18 protein-coding genes and 1 pseudogene are annotated in these 19362 nt (G+C 74.9%); 8 read left to right on the top strand and 11 right to left on the bottom strand.

All coding sequences use genetic code 11. From position 1 onward, the window contains the following. Positions 1–151: 151 nt before the first annotated feature. The 5 genes from ACFWH7_RS14165 to ACFWH7_RS14145 all read right to left on the bottom strand — a co-directional run bounded on the left by ACFWH7_RS14165 (position 152) and on the right by ACFWH7_RS14145 (position 4671). On the bottom strand, positions 152–895 hold the full coding sequence (locus ACFWH7_RS14165) for a DUF4191 domain-containing protein (protein WP_378217148.1): 744 nt from the start codon (positions 893–895) through the stop codon (positions 152–154). Between the two features lie 10 nt (positions 896–905). Beyond that, positions 906–1916 (bottom strand): lipoyl synthase, encoded by a 1011-nt coding sequence (gene lipA, locus ACFWH7_RS14160; RefSeq protein WP_047233939.1) that lies wholly within the window; start codon positions 1914–1916, stop codon positions 906–908. 108 nt (positions 1917–2024) lie between these two features. Next, entirely contained in the window at positions 2025–3401 is a 1377-nt protein-coding gene (locus tag ACFWH7_RS14155; protein WP_378217147.1) for an MFS transporter, read from the bottom strand. 82 nt (positions 3402–3483) lie between these two features. After that, the gene (gene lipB / locus ACFWH7_RS14150; protein WP_378217146.1) at positions 3484–4158 is read right to left on the bottom strand and encodes a lipoyl(octanoyl) transferase LipB; all 675 of its coding nucleotides are present in this window, start codon (positions 4156–4158) and stop codon (positions 3484–3486) included. Between the two features lie 9 nt (positions 4159–4167). Continuing rightward, positions 4168–4671 (bottom strand): MarR family winged helix-turn-helix transcriptional regulator, encoded by a 504-nt coding sequence (locus ACFWH7_RS14145; protein WP_378217145.1) that lies wholly within the window; start codon positions 4669–4671, stop codon positions 4168–4170. Positions 4672–4709: 38 nt separating this feature from the next. Here ACFWH7_RS14145 and ACFWH7_RS14140 point away from each other — a divergent pair, with 38 nt between their 5' ends. After that, on the top strand, positions 4710–7076 hold the full coding sequence (locus ACFWH7_RS14140; protein WP_378217144.1) for an MMPL family transporter: 2367 nt from the start codon (positions 4710–4712) through the stop codon (positions 7074–7076). Here ACFWH7_RS14140 and ACFWH7_RS14135 read toward each other — a convergent pair. Further along, complete coding sequence (locus ACFWH7_RS14135; RefSeq protein WP_378217143.1) at positions 6989–7705, bottom strand: HNH endonuclease family protein; 717 nt, start codon at positions 7703–7705, stop codon at positions 6989–6991. The genes ACFWH7_RS14140 and ACFWH7_RS14135 overlap by 88 nt on opposite strands. Positions 7706–7868: 163 nt before the next feature. On the opposite strand from ACFWH7_RS14135, the gene ACFWH7_RS14130 reads away from it, so the two are divergent. Both ACFWH7_RS14130 and ACFWH7_RS14125 read left to right on the top strand, forming a co-directional pair. Continuing rightward, positions 7869–8909 (top strand): Gfo/Idh/MocA family protein, encoded by a 1041-nt coding sequence (locus ACFWH7_RS14130; protein ID WP_378217142.1) that lies wholly within the window; start codon positions 7869–7871, stop codon positions 8907–8909. A gap of 112 nt (positions 8910–9021) precedes the next feature. Continuing rightward, positions 9022–10515 carry a protein kinase family protein gene (locus tag ACFWH7_RS14125; RefSeq protein ID WP_378217141.1) on the top strand — a complete coding sequence of 498 codons (1494 nt, stop codon included), beginning with the start codon at positions 9022–9024 and terminating at the stop codon, positions 10513–10515. A 61-nt stretch (positions 10516–10576) separates the two neighbouring features. Here ACFWH7_RS14125 and ACFWH7_RS14120 read toward each other — a convergent pair whose 3' ends face one another. The 3 genes and pseudogenes from ACFWH7_RS14120 to lpdA all read right to left on the bottom strand — a co-directional run bounded on the left by ACFWH7_RS14120 (position 10577) and on the right by lpdA (position 14451). Next, positions 10577–11470 (bottom strand): TIGR01777 family oxidoreductase, encoded by an 894-nt coding sequence (locus ACFWH7_RS14120; protein ID WP_378217140.1) that lies wholly within the window; start codon positions 11468–11470, stop codon positions 10577–10579. Between the two features lie 149 nt (positions 11471–11619). Continuing rightward, positions 11620–13032, bottom strand: a pseudogene (sucB, locus tag ACFWH7_RS14115) (2-oxoglutarate dehydrogenase, E2 component, dihydrolipoamide succinyltransferase); the annotation flags it as partial. Positions 13033–13068: 36 nt separating this feature from the next. Next, positions 13069–14451, bottom strand: coding sequence for a dihydrolipoyl dehydrogenase (gene lpdA / locus ACFWH7_RS14110; RefSeq protein WP_378217139.1), 1383 nt, complete (start codon positions 14449–14451; stop codon positions 13069–13071). A 225-nt stretch (positions 14452–14676) separates the two neighbouring features. Between lpdA and ACFWH7_RS14105 the strand changes: the two genes are divergently transcribed. Continuing rightward, entirely contained in the window at positions 14677–15027 is a 351-nt protein-coding gene (locus ACFWH7_RS14105) for an oxidoreductase (protein ID WP_378217154.1), read from the top strand. A 93-nt stretch (positions 15028–15120) separates the two neighbouring features. Here the strand turns inward: ACFWH7_RS14105 and ACFWH7_RS14100 are convergent, their stop codons facing one another. Continuing rightward, on the bottom strand, positions 15121–16626 hold the full coding sequence (locus tag ACFWH7_RS14100) for a leucyl aminopeptidase (RefSeq protein ID WP_378217138.1): 1506 nt from the start codon (positions 16624–16626) through the stop codon (positions 15121–15123). A 103-nt stretch (positions 16627–16729) separates the two neighbouring features. Between ACFWH7_RS14100 and ACFWH7_RS14095 the strand changes: the two genes are divergently transcribed. The 4 genes from ACFWH7_RS14095 to ACFWH7_RS14080 are packed head-to-tail and all read left to right on the top strand — an operon-like array spanning position 16730 to position 18927. Then, complete coding sequence (locus ACFWH7_RS14095; protein WP_053371242.1) at positions 16730–17086, top strand: hypothetical protein; 357 nt, start codon at positions 16730–16732, stop codon at positions 17084–17086. A 16-nt stretch (positions 17087–17102) separates the two neighbouring features. Further along, positions 17103–17612, top strand: coding sequence for a hypothetical protein (locus ACFWH7_RS14090; protein WP_378217137.1), 510 nt, complete (start codon positions 17103–17105; stop codon positions 17610–17612). Beyond that, positions 17609–18721 carry a quinone-dependent dihydroorotate dehydrogenase gene (locus ACFWH7_RS14085; protein WP_378217136.1) on the top strand — a complete coding sequence of 371 codons (1113 nt, stop codon included), beginning with the start codon at positions 17609–17611 and terminating at the stop codon, positions 18719–18721. Before ACFWH7_RS14090 ends, ACFWH7_RS14085 begins: the two co-directional genes overlap by 4 nt. Then, positions 18718–18927: a hypothetical protein gene (locus ACFWH7_RS14080; RefSeq protein ID WP_378217135.1), complete on the top strand. Its 210-nt coding sequence runs from the start codon at positions 18718–18720 to the stop codon at positions 18925–18927. The genes ACFWH7_RS14085 and ACFWH7_RS14080 overlap by 4 nt, the downstream gene beginning before the upstream one ends. A 33-nt stretch (positions 18928–18960) precedes the next feature. Here the strand turns inward: ACFWH7_RS14080 and ACFWH7_RS14075 are convergent. After that, positions 18961–19362: aminotransferase class I/II-fold pyridoxal phosphate-dependent enzyme (locus ACFWH7_RS14075; protein ID WP_378217134.1), on the bottom strand; the 402-nt coding region annotated here is incomplete at its 5' end.

Here is a 19362-nt window from a genome sequence, read left to right as displayed (position 1 = left end):
GGGCGCGCGCTCCCCGCGGCCCGCCCCGCCGGGGCGCGGGGGGGCCCCCCCACCCCCGCCCCCCCCCAGTGTCACCCGCACCACGACCCCCGCGCGGTGCGCCCCCAACTACCCCCGCCCGGGCGTCGTCGTGCAGCAGGAGAAGGGTCCGTCAGCGACCCTTGAGGCCCTTGCGGTCCGGGCGCGCACGCGTCGGGTCGATGCCCTTGGGGATCGGCAGGCGCGAGACCCCGAGGGCGCGCAGACGCTTGGACACCTCGGCCGTCTCCGGCTTGGTGAGCGACGGCTTGAGCTTCTGGACGGCGCGCGGAAGCTTGGGGAGCGCGACCTGGCCCTCCTCGTTGCCGACCTGGATCGTCGTGATCGGCACGTTCGGCAGCACGCGCGCGACGCGCTTGCGCTCGGCGTCGAGCTGACGCTTCGCGCGATGCGCCGGCCCCTCGCTCACCAGCACGACGCCGGCCCGGCCGACGCCGCGGAAGACGAGGTCCTGCGTGCGCGGGTCGATCGCGACGGGCTCCTCGTCGAACGTCCAGCCGCGGCGGATCGTCCCGAGCGCGGCGCGTGCCGCGCCGGGCTGGCCCTCGATCTGCTGGTACGCGGCGCGCTCGGCGCGGCGCGTGAGGACGAACATCGCGCCCAGCGCCGCGAACGGGATGCCGACGATCAGCGTGTAGACCCACTGGCCCCACCACAGACCGATGCCGAGGGCGACGGCGAGGATGGCGACGAACACGCCGAGCATGACCCACGTGACCGCGGGGTCCTGCTTGCGCGTCATCTGGTACGCGGACCACACCTGGTGGTACCAGCGCTGCTTCTTGGGCTTCTTCTGCTTCGCGACCTGCTCGCCGGCGGCAGGCGCGCCGGTGCTGTCCGAGTTCTTGCGGGCCATGCGGGTCAGTCTAGTGGGGTGCGCGGGCCAGCAGGCTCGCGGCCTCCTGGCGGGACGTCGTCGGCTCGGCGAGGTGCGCGAGCGCCGGGGGGATCTCCATGCCGCGGCGCGTCATGGCCTGGCCCCACAGGCGTCCCGCGCGGTACGACGACCGCACGAGCGGGCCGGACATGACGCCGAGGAAGCCGATCTCCTCCGCGGCGTCCGACAGCTCGACGAACTCCTCGGGCTTGACCCACCGGTCCACCGGGTGGTGGCGCAGCGACGGGCGCAGGTACTGCGTGATCGTCACGAGGTCGCAGCCGGCGTCGTGCAGGTCCTGCAGCGCCTCCTTGGCCTCGTCGATCGTCTCGCCCATGCCCAGGATGATGTTCGACTTGGTCACGAGGCCGGCCTCGCGCGCCCGCGTGAGCACGGACAGCGAGCGCTCGTACCGGAAGCCGGGCCGGATCTGCTTGAAGATGCGCGGCACGGTCTCGAGGTTGTGCGCCAGCACCTCGGGGCGCGACGCGTTCACCTCGTCGAGCAGCTCGGGGATCGCGTTGAAGTCGGGGATGAGCAGCTCGACGCCCGTGCCGGGGTTGAGCTGGTGGATCTGGCGGACGGTCTCCGCGTAGAGCCACGCGCCGCCGTCGGGCAGGTCGTCACGCGCGACGCCCGTGATCGTCGAGTAGCGCAGGCCCATCGCCTGGACGGACTCCGCGACGCGACGCGGCTCGTCGGCGTCGAAGTCGGCCGGCTTGCCCGTGTCGATCTGACAGAAGTCGCAGCGCCGCGTGCACTGGTCGCCGCCGATGAGGAACGTCGCCTCGCGGTCCTCCCAGCACTCGAAGATGTTGGGACAGCCCGCCTCCTCGCAGACCGTGTGCAGGCCCTCGCGCTTCACGAGGCCCTTGAGCTCGGAGTACTCAGGACCCATCGTCGCGCGGGTCTTGATCCACTCGGGCTTCTTCTCGATCGGCGTCGCGGCGTTGCGGGCCTCGACCCGCAGCATGCGCCGTCCTTCAGGTGCGATCGTCACGGGTGTCTCCCGGTCGTCGTGGCGAGTGAGCGCCGACGTCGCGCCGAGCAGGCAGGCGGGCGGCGCACCGTTCGGGTGCGCGTGCCCTGGTACGACGCCGGACTCCGGTCAGACTACGCGCTCGGGCTCGTCGTCTCCCGCGCGTCGCTCACCCTGTGGACGTGACGTCAACGACACCCCGGTCGCGACGAGCAGGACCGCCGCGACGACCGGCAGCGCGAACGCGCTCGTCGTCGAGACGGCGTCGGCGAGCGCGCCGCCCCCGGACGCGCCGATCGCGACACCGACCACGTTCGCGCTGGCCACGAGGGTCATGGCCGACGCCGTCCGGCCGGCGGGCGCGCGCTCGCCCGCGACGGTGAACACCGTGACCATGACCGGACCGACGAACAGACCGGTCACGGCGACCGCGACGACGACGGCCGTCAGCGAGCCGCTCGCGGCGGCGACCACGAGGGCGATCGTGCCCGCCACGAGCCCGGCGGCGAAGCTGATCCACCGGCTGCGCAAACCCCAGCGGCGGGGGAGCGCGACGACCGACAGCGCGGTGGCCGCCGAGCCCACGCCCATCACGGCGTAGACGAGACCCGCGCTGCCGGGGACGCCGGCGTCGCGCGTGAGCGCGGTGAGCGCGGCCTGCGTGCCGCCGAACAGGAGCCCCATCGCGAGCATCCCGACGAGGACGACGGCCTCGCGCCGCACGAGTGCCGCGATCCCGACCGCGTGCGTTGCCCGTGCCGCGGGCGATGCCGCACCGGGCAAGGTCGTGCCGTCGTCGGGCGCGGGCGCGGCCGAGGGCTCGGCGAGCGGGGCGACCGCGCGCGCGGTCGGGTGGAGCGCGAACGCGGTGCCGAAGACGGCGACGCCACCGGCCGCGACGAGCACCGCGACCTGGGGCGAGCCCGCGGAGGCGAGGACGCCGACGAGCGCCGGGCCGAGGACGAAGCTCACCTCGTCGGCGGTGCTCTCGTAGCTCATGGCGGCCTCCACGGTGCGCGGCTCGTCGGCTGCGAGCCGGAGCCAGCGCACGCGCGCGAGCGGGCCGACCTGGGGGACGCTCGCTCCGGTCACCGCCGCGGCAACCAGGACCGCCCCCGTGCCGCCGGGCACGGCGGCGGCGAGGACGAGACCCACCACGGCGAACGTCGCGAGCGGGACGGCGACGAGCAGGACGCGGCGCTGCCCGACGCGGTCGGCGAGCGCGCCCTGGGTCGGGCCGCCGAGCGCCGTCCCCAGCGCGGTGGCGGCCGAGGCGAGCCCGCCCACCGCGACGGACCCCGTCGTCGACGACACGAGGAGCAGGGTCCCGATCGTGAGCATCGAGAACGGGAGCCGGGCGAGGAACGCCACGGGGAGGAACGTGCGGCCCGCGAGCTGCGGCAGACGCGCGTAGCCGGCACGCGCAGGGGCATGGTCGCGTGGCGCGGCGGGGTGGGGAGAAGAGCTGCGGGCGCGCGGCGTCGCGCGTTCCGGGGTGGTGGTCATGCGGTCGGTTCCTCAGGGGTACGTCGTACCGCGCGCCGACCCACCCGTACTCCGGCGCGCGAGGATTCCCTGAGGTTCCAGCCTAACCGGCGAGCGCGCCCTGCGGGGTGTCGTGTGACGCGGTCGACGCGAGCAGCGGGGCGAGCGCGTCCTCCAGTGCGGCGACGAGCAGCGGCGCGACCTCGGCGAGCGTGACCTCGCGTCCGAGCTCGGCGGTGAGGGACGTCACGTCGGCGTCCTCGATCCCGCACGGGACGATCCGGTCGAAGCGCGACAGGTCGGGGACGCAGTTGAGGGCGAGCCCGTGCATCGTCACGCCCTTGGCGACACGCACGCCGATCGCGCAGACCTTGCGCTCGCGGCGGGTCGCGTCGGCCGCGACCCAGACCCCGCTGCGGCCCTCGACGCGCATCGTCGCGAGCCCGAGGCGGGTGCAGACCGCCATGACGGCCTCCTCGAGCGCCCGGACGTACGCGACGACGTCCACGGGCTCGGCGAGCCGGACGATCGGGTAGACGACCTGCTGGCCCGGGCCGTGCCAGGTGATCTTGCCGCCGCGGTCGACGTCCACGACGGGCGTGCCGTCGTCGGGTCGCTCCGAGCGGTTGGTCCGTCGGCCCGCCGTGTAGACGTCGGGGTGCTCGACGAGGATCAGGGTGTCCGGCCGGGTGGCTGCGACGACGTCGTCGTGAACCGTGCGCTGGAGGTCCCAGGCCTCGTGGTACTCCGTGATCCCGGGCAGCGCGAGCAGGTCCATCGGCCCAGGCTAACCCTCGTCCAGGGGCGAGCGGGGGAGCGTCTTGAGGAGTGCGAGGAGGGCGTCCCGCAGCGCCGCGACCTGGGCGTCGTCGAGCCCGCGCGTCGCGAGGTCCTCGGCGGGTCGGCGTCGCGCTGCCGCGAGACCGGCGTCACGACCGGCGGCGGTGATCGCGACGGCGCGGCGACGCCGGTCGGTGGGGTCGTCGGTGCGCGTCACGTAGCCGGAGCGCTCGAGCCTCGCCACGACCCGGCTCATCGTCTGCTCGGTCACGCCCGACTCCTCGGCGAGCACGCGCTGCGAGCGCGGGCCGGCGAGCAGGTGCATGAGGACCGGGAAGCCCGCGTGGTTGAGGTCCCACTGCCCGAGGTGGGCGTTCCACTCCCGCTCGATCCGGCGCGCGACGGCGAACAGGAGGCGGCCGGTGGCCCACTCCTGGGGTTCGGTGGGCGTGGGGTCGCCGACGTCCGGGTCGGTGAACGGCCCGGTGCGGTCCCTCGGTGAGTGCTCCAACGTGCATTCCTCCCTCCACCATGGCAACATTCCTCAGCATGCTGAGCAATCGGACGGGCGGGTTCCTCCGCGGGCTGATCATTGTCGCAGTCATCGGTCTGTGGATGGCGATCGGCGCACTGGGCGGCCAGGCGCAGGGTCGCCTGAGCAGCGTGCAGACCAACGACGCCGCTGCGTTCCTCCCCGCGAGCGCGGAGTCGACGCGCGCCGCCGAGGTCGCGCAGGAGTTCACGGACTCCGAGACGCTCCCCGCGCTCGTCGTCGCGACCACGGGCGACGGCAGCGCCCTGGCGCCCGACGACCTCGCCGCGCTCGACGCCTACGCGCAGGCCGTGCCCAGTGCACCGCTCGAGGGCACCTCGGGCGACGAGCCCGCGACCGTAGGCGACGTCTCGGTCGCCGACCCCGTCGTCGTGCCGTCCGAGGACGGAGAGGCGGCGCTCGTCGTCGTCTCGCTCGACGCCTCCGTGGCGTCCGACCGGATCGGCGCCGACGAGGACAGCGTGAGCGAGCTCGCGGTCGGCGCGCTGCGCGACCTCGCCGCCGCCGAGGCGTCCGAGGGCGGGCTCGCGGCCACTTCGCTCGACGTCTGGGTCACCGGGCCGGCCGGGTTCGTCGCCGACCTCGTCACCGCGTTCGGCGGGATCGACACCGTCCTCCTGCTCGTCGCGCTCGGCGCCGTGCTCGTCATCCTCGCGATCGTCTACCGGTCGCCGATCCTGCCGTTCCTCGTCATCCTCACGGCCGTGCTCGCGCTGACGCTGGCGGGCCTCGTCGTCTACCACCTCGCGGCGGCCGACATCCTCACGCTCAACGGTCAGTCGCAGGGCATCCTCTCGATCCTCGTCGTCGGCGCCGCCGTCGACTACTCGTTGCTCGTCGTCGCGCGATACCGGGAGGAGCTGCGCCTCGTCCACTCGACCACGACGGCGCTGCGCCGGGCCGTGCGTGCCTCGGTCGAGCCGATCGCGGCGAGCGCCGGGACGGTGATCGCCGGCCTGCTGTGCCTCCTGCTGTCCGACCTGTCGTCGAACCGCAGCCTGGGTCCCGTCGCCGCGATCGGCATCGCCGCGGCGTTCGTCGCCGCGCTCACGCTCCTGCCGGCCCTCCTGCTCGTCGCGGGCCAGCGGTCGCGCGCGCTGTTCTGGCCGCGCATGCCCCGGTACGAGGGTGCGCACGTGGAGCACGAGGGCGGCGCGGCGGACGCGCAGCCCGTGTCCGAGAGCGACGACGCGGTGAGCGTCGAGGGGCACGGCGTGTGGTCCCGCGTCGCGAGCTTCGTCGGTCGGCACGACCGGCGCGTGTGGGTCGTCACAGCGCTCGTGCTCGCCGCGTGCGCGGCGTTCGTCCCGACGCTCGCCGCCGAGGGCACCGGCGACTCGGAGGTGTTCCTCGCGGACGTCGACTCCGTGGCCGGCGAGGAGGCGCTCACCGAGCACTTCGAGGGCGTCTCCGCTCAGCCCGCGACCGTCGTCGCCCCGGAGGCGGACCTCGATGCCGTCGTCGCGGCCGCCGAGGGCACGGAGGGCGTCGCGGCGGCGACCCCCGTCACGGACCAGCCCGCCGTCGCGCCCGGCGCGCCCGCCCAGGGCGACCCGCTCGTCGTCGACGGGCAGGTGCGCGTCGACGTCACCACGGACGCTCCGTCCGACAGCCAGGAGGCCGTGGAGACGGTCTCGGCGCTCCGCGACGCGGTGCACGACGTCTCGCCCGAGGCCGTCGTCGGCGGCGCGGCCGCCGAGCGCCTCGACACCCAGCTCGCGGGCCAGCGCGACCTGCGGATCATCGTGCCGGTCGTCCTCGCCGTGATCCTGCTCATCCTCGTCCTGCTGCTGCGGTCGATCGTCGCGCCGGTCCTGCTCATGCTCGCCAACGTGCTGTCGTTCGGCGCCGCGCTCGGCGTCGCCGCCATCGTCTTCAACCACGTGCTCGACTTCCCGGGCGCCGACCCGGCCGTCCCGCTCTACGCGTTCTGCTTCCTCGTCGCGCTCGGGGTCGACTACTCGATCTTCCTCATGACGCGCGTGCGGGAGGAGAGCCTGCGGGTCGGGACGCGGCGCGGCGTGCTGCGCGGTCTCGCGGTCACCGGGTCGGTCATCACGTCCGCGGGCGTGGTGCTCGCGACGACGTTCGCCGCGCTCGGGATCATCCCGCTGCTGTTCCTCGCCCAGCTCGCGTTCATCGTCGCGTTCGGCGTCCTCGTCGACACGCTCGTCGTGCGGTCGCTGCTGGTGCCCGCCCTCGTGCACGACGTCGGCCGTCGGTCCTGGTGGCCGAGCGCGCTCGGGCGCGCCGACCGAGGGCCGGGGGAGAAGGGTCAGCCCGCGGGGACGGGCTCGGCCGGGCAGTCCTCCAGCACGCGCGCCATCGCCTCCGACTCGGACGGCGTCACGGAGAGCTCGTAGGCGGCCTTCACCGCGATCTGCCGCGCGACGTACGGGCAGCGGAACGCGTGGTTCGGGGGCAGCCACGCGGACGCGTCGCGCGCGCCCTTGGACTGGTTCGCCGGGCCGTCGGACGCGAGCAGGTTGAGCGGGTCGTTGGCGAACTGACGACGCGTCTCGTCGTCCCAGGCCCGGGCGCCCTTGCGCCACGCGTCGAGCAGCGGGACCACGTGGTCGATCTGGACGGCCATGCTGGTCGCGTTGCCGCGGCGGAAGTCGATGGTCTCGCCCGTGTACGGGTCCTGGAACGTGCCCGTCCGCACCTCGCAGACCTCGCCCCGGGTCGAGAAGGTGAGGTCGGTGAGGTCGCGCGCCAGGATGTCGTTGCGGGTGTCGCACCCGTTGCCGTCGACGTCCGCCCACGCGGGACCGAAGAGCTCGCGCTCGTAGCCCGTGTCCGGACCGGGGCCCTTGACCTCGAGCCGGGCCAGCGCCTCGAGCGCGCTCCCCGCTGCGGGGGCGGGCTCGTCGTCGTCGGCGGCGACCGACTGCTGGTTGATCACGTTCGCGACGACGATGGCGACCGCGAGGGCGATGAGGACGTAGCGCAAGACGCTCCGACGAGGGACGCGGCGGCTCGTGGTGCTCAAGGGACGACCTTCCCGAAACCGATTCTCGGCCCGACCCGCGCGAGACGGTACGCAGCGCTCCATACCGGACCAACGCGCACATTCTGCCAGGTCTGCGACGGTGCGAGGACCACTCCGCAGGAACCCTCCGGCCCGCGCCTCGGCCGCGGCTAGATTGGTCGCCATGGACACCGCCGCACGTACGCTCAGGGTCGGGATCGTCGGGTACGGAGGAGCGGGCCGCGGCATCCACGCGCGCCTCGTCCGCGAGGCCGGCCACGTCGTCACGGCGGTCGTGGTCCGGTCGCCCGAGCGCCGCGCCGCCGCCGTCGAGGACTGGCCGGACGTCCACCTGCACGACGACCTCGACGCGCTCCTCGCCGATCGCGCGGCCTACGACGTCGTCGTGGTCGCCAGCCCCTCGGCCCTGCACGCCGACCACGCCACCGCGCTCGCCCGGGCCGGCGTGCCGGTCGTCGTCGACAAGCCGCTCGCGCTCGGCGCCGCGGCGTCCCGTGCCGTCGTGGACGCGGCCGAGGAGGCGGGCACGCCCCTCACCGTCTTCCAGAACCGCCGCTGGGACCCCGAGCAGCTCACCCTGCGCTCCGTGCTCGACCGCGGCGAGATCGGGCGCGTCCACACGTTCGAGCGCCGGTGGGAGCGGTGGCGCCCCGTGCCGCAGCAGCGCTGGAAGGAGAACGACCTCGTCGGAGGCGGCCTGCTCCTCGACCTCGGGCCGCACCTCGTCGACTCCGCGACCCAGCTCTTCGGGCGCGTCACCGGCGTGTGGGCCGAGCTGCGCTCGCACACCACCCCGACCGAGGACGACGTGTTCCTCGTGCTCCACCACGAGCCCGACGCCGACGGGGACGCGGTCGTGAGCCGCCTCTGGGCCGGCTCCGTCGTCGGCGCCCCGGGGCCGCGCACGCGCGTGCTCGGCACCGCCGGCGCGTACGTCGTCACGACGTTCGAGAACGACGCCTCGCCGTTCGAGGTGTTCGACGACGCCGCGCCCGAGGGCACGCTCGGCTGGGTCACGCGTGGTCGCGAGCGCGAGCCCGTCCCGCAGGCCACGGGCGGTCACGCCGACTTCTACCGCGCCGTCGCGGCCTGGATCCTCGACGGCGGCGCCGTCCCCGTCGACCCGCACGACGCCGTCCGCACCGCCGAGGTCCTCGACGCCGCCCGCCGCAGCGCGCGCGAGGGCCGGCTCCTCGACGTCTGACCGCCCTCAGGGCCAGGCTCGAGCCTGGAGCGGGCGCGCACGAGGTCGGTCGTACCGCGATCCGGCCTGTGGACAACGGCACGCCGGGGTCCTCCGTGCGCTGAGATGAGTCATGCCGTCGTCGACGTCGCGCCGTGCGCGACCGCCCGTGGAGACCGTCGTGGACCTGGTGCCGGTGCTGGGTGCGGCAGGGTGGTCGGTCCGGCGGGAGCCCGGAGCGGCCGGCGGTGTGGTGGCGTACGACGACACCGGGTCCGTGTGCGAGGTCGCGCGGCTGGACGTCCCGGAGGGACCGGGGCTTCGTGCCGCGCTGGTGGAGTACCTGCACGCCCTCTCCGAGCCTCACGAGCACCTCGTGGCGGTCCGTGGCGTCGTGGAGGCCGGGGAGTCGTCGCTGGTGGTCCTCACCGACCACGTGGAGGGCCTGCGGCTCGACGAGCTCTCCGCGGCGCGGGAACCGTTCCGGGCCGCGGAGGCGGTCACGGTGCTCGTCCCGGTCGCCCAGGGCCTGGCCGCGCTCCATCGCGACGGTCGCGCCCACGGGAGCCTGGACGCTGCGTGCGTCGTGGTCGCGTCGAGCGGCCGTGCGGTGCTGCGCCCGCCCTCGACGCCCTCGAGCGGTGCGCCCGCCGACGACGTCCGCGACCTGGCGCGGCTCGTGCTCGACCTCGTGCCGCCTCCGGCGTCGAGCCACCCGTCCTACCCGGTGACCGCCGACCCGGAGGAGGCGCGTGACCTTGCGGCGCTGCACGCCGAGCTCGCGGTCGCGCTGCGCGACGAACCCTCCGCCCGCCCGGCCGCGGGGACCTTCGCCGCGCGCTGCTACGACGCCGTGGAGCCAGGCCCGATCGTGATGCCCGACGCCGCGCGTCTCGTCGCGGGTGCGTTCGGCGTTCGGCGGGCCGTGCGATCCGACGTCGGGGGGTCGACGACCAGCGGTGACACCGCGCGTGGCGGGACCAGGACCGGCAGCCGGGGTGCTCGGACGCGACGGCGGCGGACCGTCCGCGCGGTCGCCACGAGCGGGGGGATCCTCGTCGGGTGCGCGGTGCTCGTGGTGCTGCTGGTCGTACTCGGCCCCTCCGGCACGACGACGCCCGACGCCGACGAGCCGGCGCCGAGCGCGGCGACCGCCGCGGTCGAGCCGGACGCGGACGTCGACGCCGACGCGGTGCTCGACCCCGACGCGGTGCTCGACCCCGCCGCGGTGCTCGACCCCGGCGACCCGGCCGGCGCCGCTCGTGCGCTCACCGCGCTCCGCCTCGCGCTGCTCACCGAGGGCACGGGCGACCTGTCGTCCGTCGTGGTCGCGGGATCGTCGGCGGAGTCCCGCGACGCCGCGGTGCTCGAGGCGCTCGACGGGGTGGACGTGCTCGACGCGCGGGCGGAGGTCTTCGACGCCCGGCTCGGCGAGGACTGGACACCCGCGCCGGCGGGGACGGGCACGGAGCCCGCCGACGCCGTCGTCGAGGTCGACTACGCCGTCAGCGCGCACCGGCAGCGCACGGACGACGGCGAGCTGCACGTGCCCGCGACCCCGCGGACCACCGTCGTGCTCGTCCTCCGCTGGACCGACGACGGGTGGCGCGTCGCCGAGGTGCGGTGAAGCGTCCCGTCGCGGACCCGGCTCGGCACGACTCGGTCCGGAACGGCCGTCGGGGAAGGCGTCAGCGGCGCTCCGCGACCCGCCGGGCGGCGTCGTCGAGGAGGGGGTCGGAGTAGGTGAACCCGCTCGCCTCGAGCACGGTCGGGAGGGCGCGCTGGGAGCCGAGGATGTCCGAGGCCAGCTCGCCCAGCACGACGCGCAGTGCGACGGACGGGACGGCCACCACGGCGGGGCGGTGGAGCTCTCGCGCGAGCGCGCGGGTGACCTCCGCGTTCGTGGCCGGGTGGGGGGAGCACAGGTTGACCGGGCCGTGCACGGGGGCGGTGAGCAGGTGCCGCAGCGCGTCGACCTCGTCGCGCAGCGTGATCCAGCTCCAGTACTGGGTGCCGGGGCCGAGGCGCCCGCCGACGCCGAGCCGTAGCAACGGCAGGAGCCTGCCGAGCGCGCCGCCCTCGGAGGAGAGCACGATGCCCGTCCGGGCGTGCACGACGCGGACGCCCGCCTGCTCGGCCGGGGCCGTCGCGGCCTCCCACTCGCGCACCAGCCGGGCGAGGAACCCGTCGCCCGACGCCGACGTCTCGGTGAGCACCTGCGCGCCCCGGTCGCCGTAGTAGCCGATGGCGGAGCCCTGGACCCAGACGGGCGGCGGCACGTCGAGACCAGCCATGGTCCGGGCCAGGAGGCCGGTGGTCCGGGTCCGGGACGTGACCAGGGTGCGCTTGTACTCCGTCGTCCAGCGGTGGTCGCCGATCCCCGCGCCCGCGAGGTTCACGACGGCGTCGGCGCCCTCGAGGACGCCGGGGTCCAGGACGCCCGCGTCGGGGTCCCACTCGTGCTCGTCGGAGGTCTGCGGGGCGCGACGGACGAGCCGGCGCACGTGGTGGCCGTCCTCGCGCAGCCGTTCCAGCAGCTCGGCACCGATGAATCCGTGCGAGCCCGCCACGACGATGTCCATGGGGTCACGCTACGGGTCCGGGACGGTACCGCGCACCCGTGACCGGGAACTTCTCCGCCGCTCGACGCGCGGACCGGTCGCGGGAACGCCACGAGGCCCCGACCGTGGTGGTCGGGGCCTCGCGGCGGTGCGTCAGGGGGGGCGGAGCGTCAGAGACCGACCTCGGCCTCGAACGCGCCCTCCTCGATGCGGTTCTTGATCGTGGTGAGGAAGCGCGCGGCGTCCGCACCGTCGACCAGGCGGTGGTCGTAGGACAGGAAGATGAAGCACGTCGAGCGGATGCCGATCGTGTCGTTCCCGTCCGCGTCCGTGACGACGACGGCGCGCTTGGTGATGGTCCCCGTGCCGAGGATCGCCACCTGGCCGACCGGGACGATCGGCGTGTCGAAGACGGCGCCGCCCGAGCCGGTGTTGGTGATCGTGAACGTCCCGCCCGCGAGCTCGTCCGGCCCGACCTTGTTGGCGCGCGTGCGCGAGCCGAGGTCGGAGATCTTGCGCGCGATGCCAGCGAGGTTGAGGTCGCCGGCGTCCTTGATCACCGGGACGACGAGGCCGCGCTCGGTGTCGACCGCGATGCCGACGTTCTCCTGGCCGTGGTAGGTGATCTCGTCCTCGGCGAAGGTCGCGTTGATCTTCGGGTAGGCCTTGAGCGCCTCGACCGCGGCGAGCGTGAAGAACGGCAGGAACGTGAGGTTGGCACCCTCGCGCGCCTTGAAGTCGGCCTTCGCACGGTTGCGCAGCGCGGCGACGCGCGTCACGTCGACCTCGACGGCCGTCGTGAGCTGGGCCTGGGTCGTCAGCGCCTCGACCATGCGGCTCGCCACGAGCTTGCGCAGGCGGCTCGTCTTCTCGGTCGTGCCGCGCAGCGGCGAGACCGCCGGGACGGAGGCCTTCTTCGGTGCGCCACCGGCTGCGGGTGCCGCGGGAGCGGCGGCCGGGGCGGCCTTGGCCTCCTCGGCCTTGCGGGCGGCCTCGAGGACGTCCTCCTTGCGGATGCGGCCACCGACGCCGGTCCCCGAGAGGGTCGACAGGTCGACGCCCTTGTCCGCGGCGAGCTTGCGCACGAGCGGCGTGAGGTAGGTGCCACCGGCCTTGGCAGCCGGGGCCGGGGTCGCACCCGGTGCCGACGGCGCGGCCGGCTTCTCGGCGGCCGGAGCGGGGGCGCTCGTCGCCGGGGCAGGCGTCTCCTCCTGCGCGGCCTGGGCCGGGACGTCCGCCTCGCTCGCGGGGGTGCGCGCCTCGGTCGGCGCCTCGGCGGGAGCGGACTCCTGCTGCGGGGCCTCCTGGGCGGGCTGCTCGGCCGGGGCCGCGGGGGCCGCAGCCGGGGCAGCGCCCGAACCGACGATCGCGAGCACGGTGCCGACCTCGACCGTCTCGTCCTCCTGGACGAGGATCTGCTGGACGGTGCCCGCCACGGGGGAGGGGACCTCGGTGTCGACCTTGTCGGTCGAGACCTCGAGCAGCGGCTCGTCGACCTCGACGGTGTCGCCGACCGACTTGAGCCACCGGGTCACGGTGCCTTCGGTGACGGACTCGCCGAGGGCCGGCATCTGCACGTTCTCAGACATGACCTGCCTGGTCTCCTTCGATCGTTGGGGTCAGTTGTGGGCGTGCAGAGGCTTGCCGGCCAGAGCCAGGTGCGCCTCTCCGAGTGCCTCGTTCTGGGTGGGGTGGGCGTGGACCAGGGCGGCGACGTCCTCGGGGTACGCCTCCCAGCCCACGATGAGCTGCCCCTCGCCCACGAGCTCGCCGACGCGCGCGCCGATCATGTGCACGCCGACGACGGGCCCGTCCTTGCGGCGCACGAGCTTGACGAAGCCGCTGGTCGCGAGGATCTTGCTCTTGCCGTTGCCGGCGAGGTTGTACTCGAGGGACTCGACCTGGTCGGCGCCCCACGTCTCGATCGCGTCGGCCTCGGTGACGCCGACGGACGCGATCTCCGGCTCGCAGTAGGTCACGCGCGGGATGGACGACTCGACGATCGGCGTCGGGTCGAGCCCGGCGATCTGCTCCGCGAGGAAGATGCCCTGCGCGAACCCGCGGTGCGCGAGCTGGAGGCCGGGCACGATGTCGCCAGCGGCCCAGATGTTCCCGACGCCCGTGTGCAGACGCTCGTCGACGATCACGAACCCGCGGTCGAGCGTGATGCCCTGGGCCTCGAACCCGAGGTCCGCGGTGCGCGGTCCGCGCCCCACGGCGACCAGCAGCAGCTCGGCCTCGAAGGTCTTGCCGGACTCGAGCGTGACGGTGACCCCCGAGTCGGTCTCCTTGACGCCCGCGAACCGGTCACCGAGAGAGAACTTGATGCCGCGCTTGCGGAAGGCGCGCTCGAGCGACTTGGAGAGCGCCTCGTCCTCGTTGGGCACGAGGTGGGGCAGCGCCTCGACGATCTGGACGTCGGCGCCGAACGACTTCCACACGCTCGCGAACTCGACGCCGATGACGCCGCCGCCGAGCACGACGACCGAGGTGGGCACGCGGTCGAGCCCCAGCGCCTGGTCGGACGTGATGACGCGGCCGGCGATCTCGAGGCCCGGGAGCGAGCGCGAGTACGAGCCGGTCGCGAGCACGACGTGGCGGCCGGTGTAGCGGGTGCCGTCGACCTCGACGGTGTCCTGCGACACGAGCCGGCCGTGCCCCTCGACGAACGTGATGCCGCGCGAGGAGACGAGCCCCTGGAGGCCCTTGTAGAGACCGGCGACGACGCCGTCCTTGTAGCTGTTGACGCCCGCCATGTCGATGCCGTCGAACGTGCTGCGGACGCCGAACTTCGCGCCCTCGCGGGCGCCGTCGGCAAGCTCCGCCGCGTGGAGCAGGGCCTTGGTGGGGATGCACCCGTTGTGCAGGCACGTACCCCCGAGCTTGCCCGACTCGACGAGCGCGACGGAGAGGCCGAGCTGGGCGGCGCGCAGCGCGGTGGCGTAGCCGGCGCTGCCTCCGCCCAGGACGACGACGTCGAATGGTGTGCCGGGTTCGGCCACGTGCGACTCCTTCAGCGAGGGGAGAGCGAGGGCGGACGCGCACGGCACGTCGACGGGCCGGACGGGAACCGCTGGCCCACGGTGCGTGAACGTTCTCCGGGAGCCATCTTGGCACCTCGGGCACGGGCTCCCCAATCGAAACCAGGGCCTCGCGGCTGTGACGCTGGAGACAGCGCCGCCCACCGTATGACCAGGGTCACGCTGTACCCTGCCGCTGTGCCCCGGCTGCCCAAGCTGTCCAGCCTGTTCTCGCGCCGCCCCGCGACGACCCCGTCCGCGACCGGCGGCTCCGCCGCGCCCTCGGACGCCCGCCGCGCGACGCTCGCCCACCTCCAGGACTTCGTGCGCACGCGCGTCGGGGTCGAGGCGTACGTCGAGCCGCCCACGCAGGACACCGGGGCCACGCTCCTGCTCATCGCGACGACGGGGGAGTGGACGCGGCGCCGCGTCCCTGACGAGAAGACGGCGTTCGACGTCGCCGGCTCGCTGGGCGTCCCTGTCTACAACGTCCGCTTCACCGGGTACCCGCAGCGCATGCGGGACTGGAACTCGCGCCAGCGCCGCCGGAGCTCCTGACCGCCCGACCAGGCGATCCGCCGGGTCGAGCAGGTGGTCCCGGCCCGTCCGGGCGACCGGACGGACCAGGACCACCTGCTCGGCGAGGCCGGGTCAGCGCTGTGCGCGGCCCTCGACCAGACCGAGCAGCGTGCGGACGGCGACGCCCGTGCCGCCGACCGGCGTGTACCCGTGCGCGGAGCCCTCGTTGAACGCCGGGCCGGCGATGTCGAGGTGGGCCCACGGCGTCTCGCCGACGAACTCCTGGAGGAACAGGCCCGCGACGAGCATGCCGCCGAACCGGTCGCCGATGTTCGCGAGGTCCGCGACCTTCGACTTGAGCGACGCGCCGAGCTCCTCGGGGAGCGGCATCGGCCAGAACTGCTCGCCCGCGGCGTCCGCCGCCGCGACGACCTCGGCGCGCACGGCGTCGGCTCCCATGACGGCGGAGACGCGGTTGCCGAGCGCGACCATCTGCGCGCCGGTGAGCGTCGCGACGTCGAGCACGACGTCCGGCTTCTCCTCGACCGCCGCGACGAGGCCGTCGGCCATGACCAGGCGGCCCTCGGCGTCGGTGTTGAGCACCTCGACGGTCTTGCCGCCGCGGATCGTGATGACGTCCGACGGGCGCTGCGCGGTGCCGGACGGCATGTTCTCCGCGAGGCACAGCCAGCCCGTCACGGCCACGGGCAGCCCGAGGCGCGCCGCGGCGACGACCGTCTGGAGCACCGCGGCGGCGCCGGCCATGTCGGACTTCATCGCCTCCATGCCCTTGGCGGGCTTGATCGAGATGCCGCCCGAGTCGAACGTGATGCCCTTGCCGACGAGCGCGACCTTCGCGGCCGGGCGCGGCGGGGCATAGGCGACCTTGACGAGGCGCGGTCCGCGCGCCGAGCCCTGGCCCACGCCGACCAGACCGCCGTAGCCGCCCGCGGCGAGCGCCTTGTCGTCGAGCACCGTGACCTTGAGGCCCTTGGCGCCGGAGTCCTTGACGGCCTGCTTCGCGACGTCGGCGAACGCGGCCGGGAAGAGGTCGTTGGGTGCGGCGTTGACGAGGTCGCGCGTCGCGTTGACCGCGGCCGCGACGACCTTGGCCCGCTCGACGGCCGCCTTGGCCGCGGAGCTGCGCGCGCTCCCGGCGAGGATCTCGACGGTCGCCGGCGGGCGGCTCGCGGCCGAGGCCGCCGCCTCGCCCGTGCGGTAGCGCGCGAACGCGTAGGCGCCGAGCAGCGCGCCCTCCGCGACGGCGCCGAGCTCGGCCTCGTCCTCGACGGGCAGCGCCACGGCGACCGACGCCGTGCCGGCGAGCGCGCGCAGCGCGGCACCGGCGGCGCGACGCAGCGCCTCGGCGCTGAAGGTACCGTCGGCGCGCCGCGCGCCGAGGCCCACGAGGACGAGCACGTCGGCCTTGAGCTCGGGCCCGGCGGGCACCTTGCGGACCTCGTCGGCGGCGCCCGTGATGCCGAGCGCGGGTGCGAGGTGCTCGAGGGCGGCGACCACCGGTCGGGGCAGGTCGCCCCCGACGATCGCGACGCCGTCGGACGTCGTGTGGGTGCCGACGACGAGTGCGTCGACCTTGGCACCGGCGGGATTCTTGCTGGAGACGGTCAGTTCAGCCACCCCGCGATGCTATCTCCGGGCGCGCCTCTCCTGCCCCCGCGAGGCCCGCGGGACCTGTGGACCGATTCCGTGGCCACGGGCCGCCCCCGGTACGCTCGGCCGCGTGGTCCTTCCCCTCCTGCTGCTCGTGGTCGCGGCGTGCGTCGCGCTCGCCGGCTGGGCGCTCGTGTTCGTCGCGCGCGACCGCGCGGTGATCCTCCGCCAGCTCTGGGGGGCGGCGGTGATCGAGGGTCTGATCCTCGTGCAGGCGGTGGTGGTGGGCGTGCTCGGCGCCACCGGGACCGCGCCGAGCGACCCCGTGCTGCTGTGGGGCTACCTCGTGACCACCCTCTTCATCCTGCCCGTCGCCGCGCTGTGGGCCTTCGCGGAGCGCTCGCGCTGGAGCTCGGTCGTGCTCGCGGTCGCGGCGCTCACCGTCGCGTTCCTCGAGTGGCGCCTGTGGCAGATCTGGAACGCCTGACCTGGAGGTCCTCGCCATGAGCGCACCTGCCGCCCCGGACGGGACGCGCACTCGTCGCACGAACACCGGCTTCGGCCGGGTCCTCGTCGCCGTGTACGGGATCTTCGCGCTCGCGGCGTCGGCCCGCGCAGCCGTGCAGCTCCTGCGCGACTGGCACGAGGCACCCCTCGCCTACGCGCTCTCGGCGCTCGCGGCGGCGGTGTACGTCGTCGCGACGATCGCGCTCGCGCGAGGCGGAACCGTCGCGCGCCGCGTCGCGTGGGTCGCGGTGGGAGTGGAGCTCGTCGGCGTGCTCGCCGTCGGCGCCTTCTCGCTCGCCGACCCCGAGGCCTTCCCCCGCGCGACCGTCTGGTCCGGCTTTGGGCAGGGCTACGGCTACGTGCCGCTCGTCCTGCCGTTCGTCGGCCTGTGGTGGCTCTGGCACACCCGCCCGGGCACGGCGCCGACGACCGTCGCCTCACCGAGCGCCACTTCGGGCACCACCAGCACCCGCACCCACACCGACGCCCCGGAGGACGCCGCATGACCCGCCGCCGCCCGCGCCTCTACGGACTGCTCTTCGACACCGTCTTCCGGCGCATGGACCCGGAGCGCGCGCACCACGTCGCGTTCGACCTCATCGGCGCCGTCGGCCGCGTGCCGGTGCTGCGCGACGTCGTGCAGGGGGCGCTCGCGCCCTACCTGGGCCGCGCGGCGGGGGGCCGGGGCAGCGTCGAGGTCCTGGGCAAGGTCTTCCCCGCGCCCTTCGGCCTCGCGGGCGGGTTCGACAAGGACGCGCGCGCCGTGCGCGGGCTCACGATGCTCGGGTTCGCGTTCGTCGAGATCGGTACGGTCACCGCGCACGCGCAGCCGGGCAACGAGAAGCCGCGCCTGTGGCGCGAGCTCGACGTGATGGGCGTGCGCAACCGCATGGGCTTCAACAACGAGGGCGCGGCCGCGGCCGCCCGCCGGCTCGAGGCGCTGCGCTCGACGAGGTCGGGGCGCGCCGTGCTCGTGGGCGCCAACATCGGCAAGACGAAGGTCACGCCCGCGGAGGGGGCCGCGGCGGACTACGCGACGAGCGCGGGCCTCCTCGCGCCGTACGCCGACTACCTCGTCGTCAACGTGTCCTCGCCCAACACCCCGGGCCTGCGCGACCTCCAGGAGGTCGAGTCGCTGCGCCCGATCCTCGTGGCGGTGCGCGAGGCCGCCGATGCCGCGACCGCGGACGCGGGCGTCGCCCGGGTGCCGCTGCTCGTCAAGATCGCCCCCGACCTCGCGGACGAGGACGTGGACGCGGTAGCCGACCTCGTCGACGAGCTCGACCTCGACGGCGTCGTCGCCGTGAACACGACGATCGGGCACGACCGCGGTCCCGGCGGGCTGTCCGGCCCGCCCGTGCGCGCACGCGGCCTCGCGGTCGTCGCGCGCCTGCGCGAGCGCCTCGGCGCGCGGCGCGCGATCATCGGCGTCGGGGGCATCACGACCGCGCACGACGCCCGCGACTACCTGCACGCGGGCGCCGACCTCGTCCAGGGGTACACCGGGTTCCTCTACCAGGGCCCGCTCTGGGCGGCGCGCATCAACCGGTCGCTCGCGCGCCACCCGGAGCCGGGCGAGCACGTGCGCGGCGCCGAGGCGAGGGAGGCACGATGATCCGGCCGCAGTGGGTCTGGGAGCTCGACGACGCCGAGGGCAGCGTCCTCGCCTCGCCCGTGAGCCCCGTCTTCACGACGCAGTACGACGCGGAGCAGTGGCTCGGCGAGACCTGGCGCACCCTCGCGGCCGAGGGCGCCGCGTTCGCGCGGCTCCTGCACGACGGCGCGCAGGCGACCGCGCCCGTGGAGCTTCGCGCCCGCTGACCGCGGTCGTCGCCGCGGACGGACAGGGCGACGTCAGCCCGCCACGCGCGCCCACGCCGCGGCGAGCCGGGGCACCGCCCGCTCCAGCTCCTCGGGCGGGCGCGAGAACGTGAGGCGCAGCCGGTCCGCGGCGCTGCCGTCGGGCGTGAACGTCGGGCCGGCGTTGACCAGGACGCCCTCCGCGGCCGCGGCGGCGGCGAACGCCTGGGCGACGGGCGCGCCGACGTCGACCCAGAGGGACAGCCCGCCCTCCGGAACGTGCACGCGCCAGTCGGGGAGCGCTGCGCCCAGGAGCCCGCACAGCTGGTCGCGCTGCGCGCGCAGCATCCGTCGGCGCTCGGCGAGCACGCTGCCCGCGTCGTGGGGGCGGGCGGCCACCGCGGCGCGCGGGGGGCGCCCCCGCCCCGGGGGGGGCGGGGGGGGCGCGCGCGCGCG

The sequence above is a fragment of the Cellulosimicrobium cellulans genome (assembly GCF_042723955.1).
In the GTDB taxonomy this organism is placed as follows: domain Bacteria; phylum Actinomycetota; class Actinomycetes; order Actinomycetales; family Cellulomonadaceae; genus Cellulosimicrobium; species Cellulosimicrobium cellulans_H.
Note: the sequence above shows the minus strand (reverse complement) of the source record. Positions and strands in the feature narration are given on the sequence as shown.

What these genes read in the sequence shown, in the direction of transcription:
- lipB (WP_378217146.1), bottom strand. Translation starts at nt 4,158, where the DNA reads ATGGACCTGCTCGCGCTGCCCGGGATCACGGAGTACCACGAGGCCTGG.
- ACFWH7_RS14155 (WP_378217147.1), bottom strand. Translation starts at nt 3,401, where the DNA reads ATGACCACCACCCCGGAACGCGCGACGCCGCGCGCCCGCAGCTCTTCT.
- ACFWH7_RS14125 (WP_378217141.1), top strand. Translation starts at nt 9,022, where the DNA reads ATGCCGTCGTCGACGTCGCGCCGTGCGCGACCGCCCGTGGAGACCGTC.
- ACFWH7_RS14080 (WP_378217135.1), top strand. Translation starts at nt 18,718, where the DNA reads ATGATCCGGCCGCAGTGGGTCTGGGAGCTCGACGACGCCGAGGGCAGC.
- ACFWH7_RS14090 (WP_378217137.1), top strand. Translation starts at nt 17,103, where the DNA reads ATGAGCGCACCTGCCGCCCCGGACGGGACGCGCACTCGTCGCACGAAC.
- ACFWH7_RS14140 (WP_378217144.1), top strand. Translation starts at nt 4,710, where the DNA reads ATGCTGAGCAATCGGACGGGCGGGTTCCTCCGCGGGCTGATCATTGTC.
- ACFWH7_RS14085 (WP_378217136.1), top strand. Translation starts at nt 17,609, where the DNA reads ATGACCCGCCGCCGCCCGCGCCTCTACGGACTGCTCTTCGACACCGTC.
- ACFWH7_RS14165 (WP_378217148.1), bottom strand. Translation starts at nt 895, where the DNA reads ATGGCCCGCAAGAACTCGGACAGCACCGGCGCGCCTGCCGCCGGCGAG.
- ACFWH7_RS14130 (WP_378217142.1), top strand. Translation starts at nt 7,869, where the DNA reads ATGGACACCGCCGCACGTACGCTCAGGGTCGGGATCGTCGGGTACGGA.
- ACFWH7_RS14120 (WP_378217140.1), bottom strand. Translation starts at nt 11,470, where the DNA reads ATGGACATCGTCGTGGCGGGCTCGCACGGATTCATCGGTGCCGAGCTG.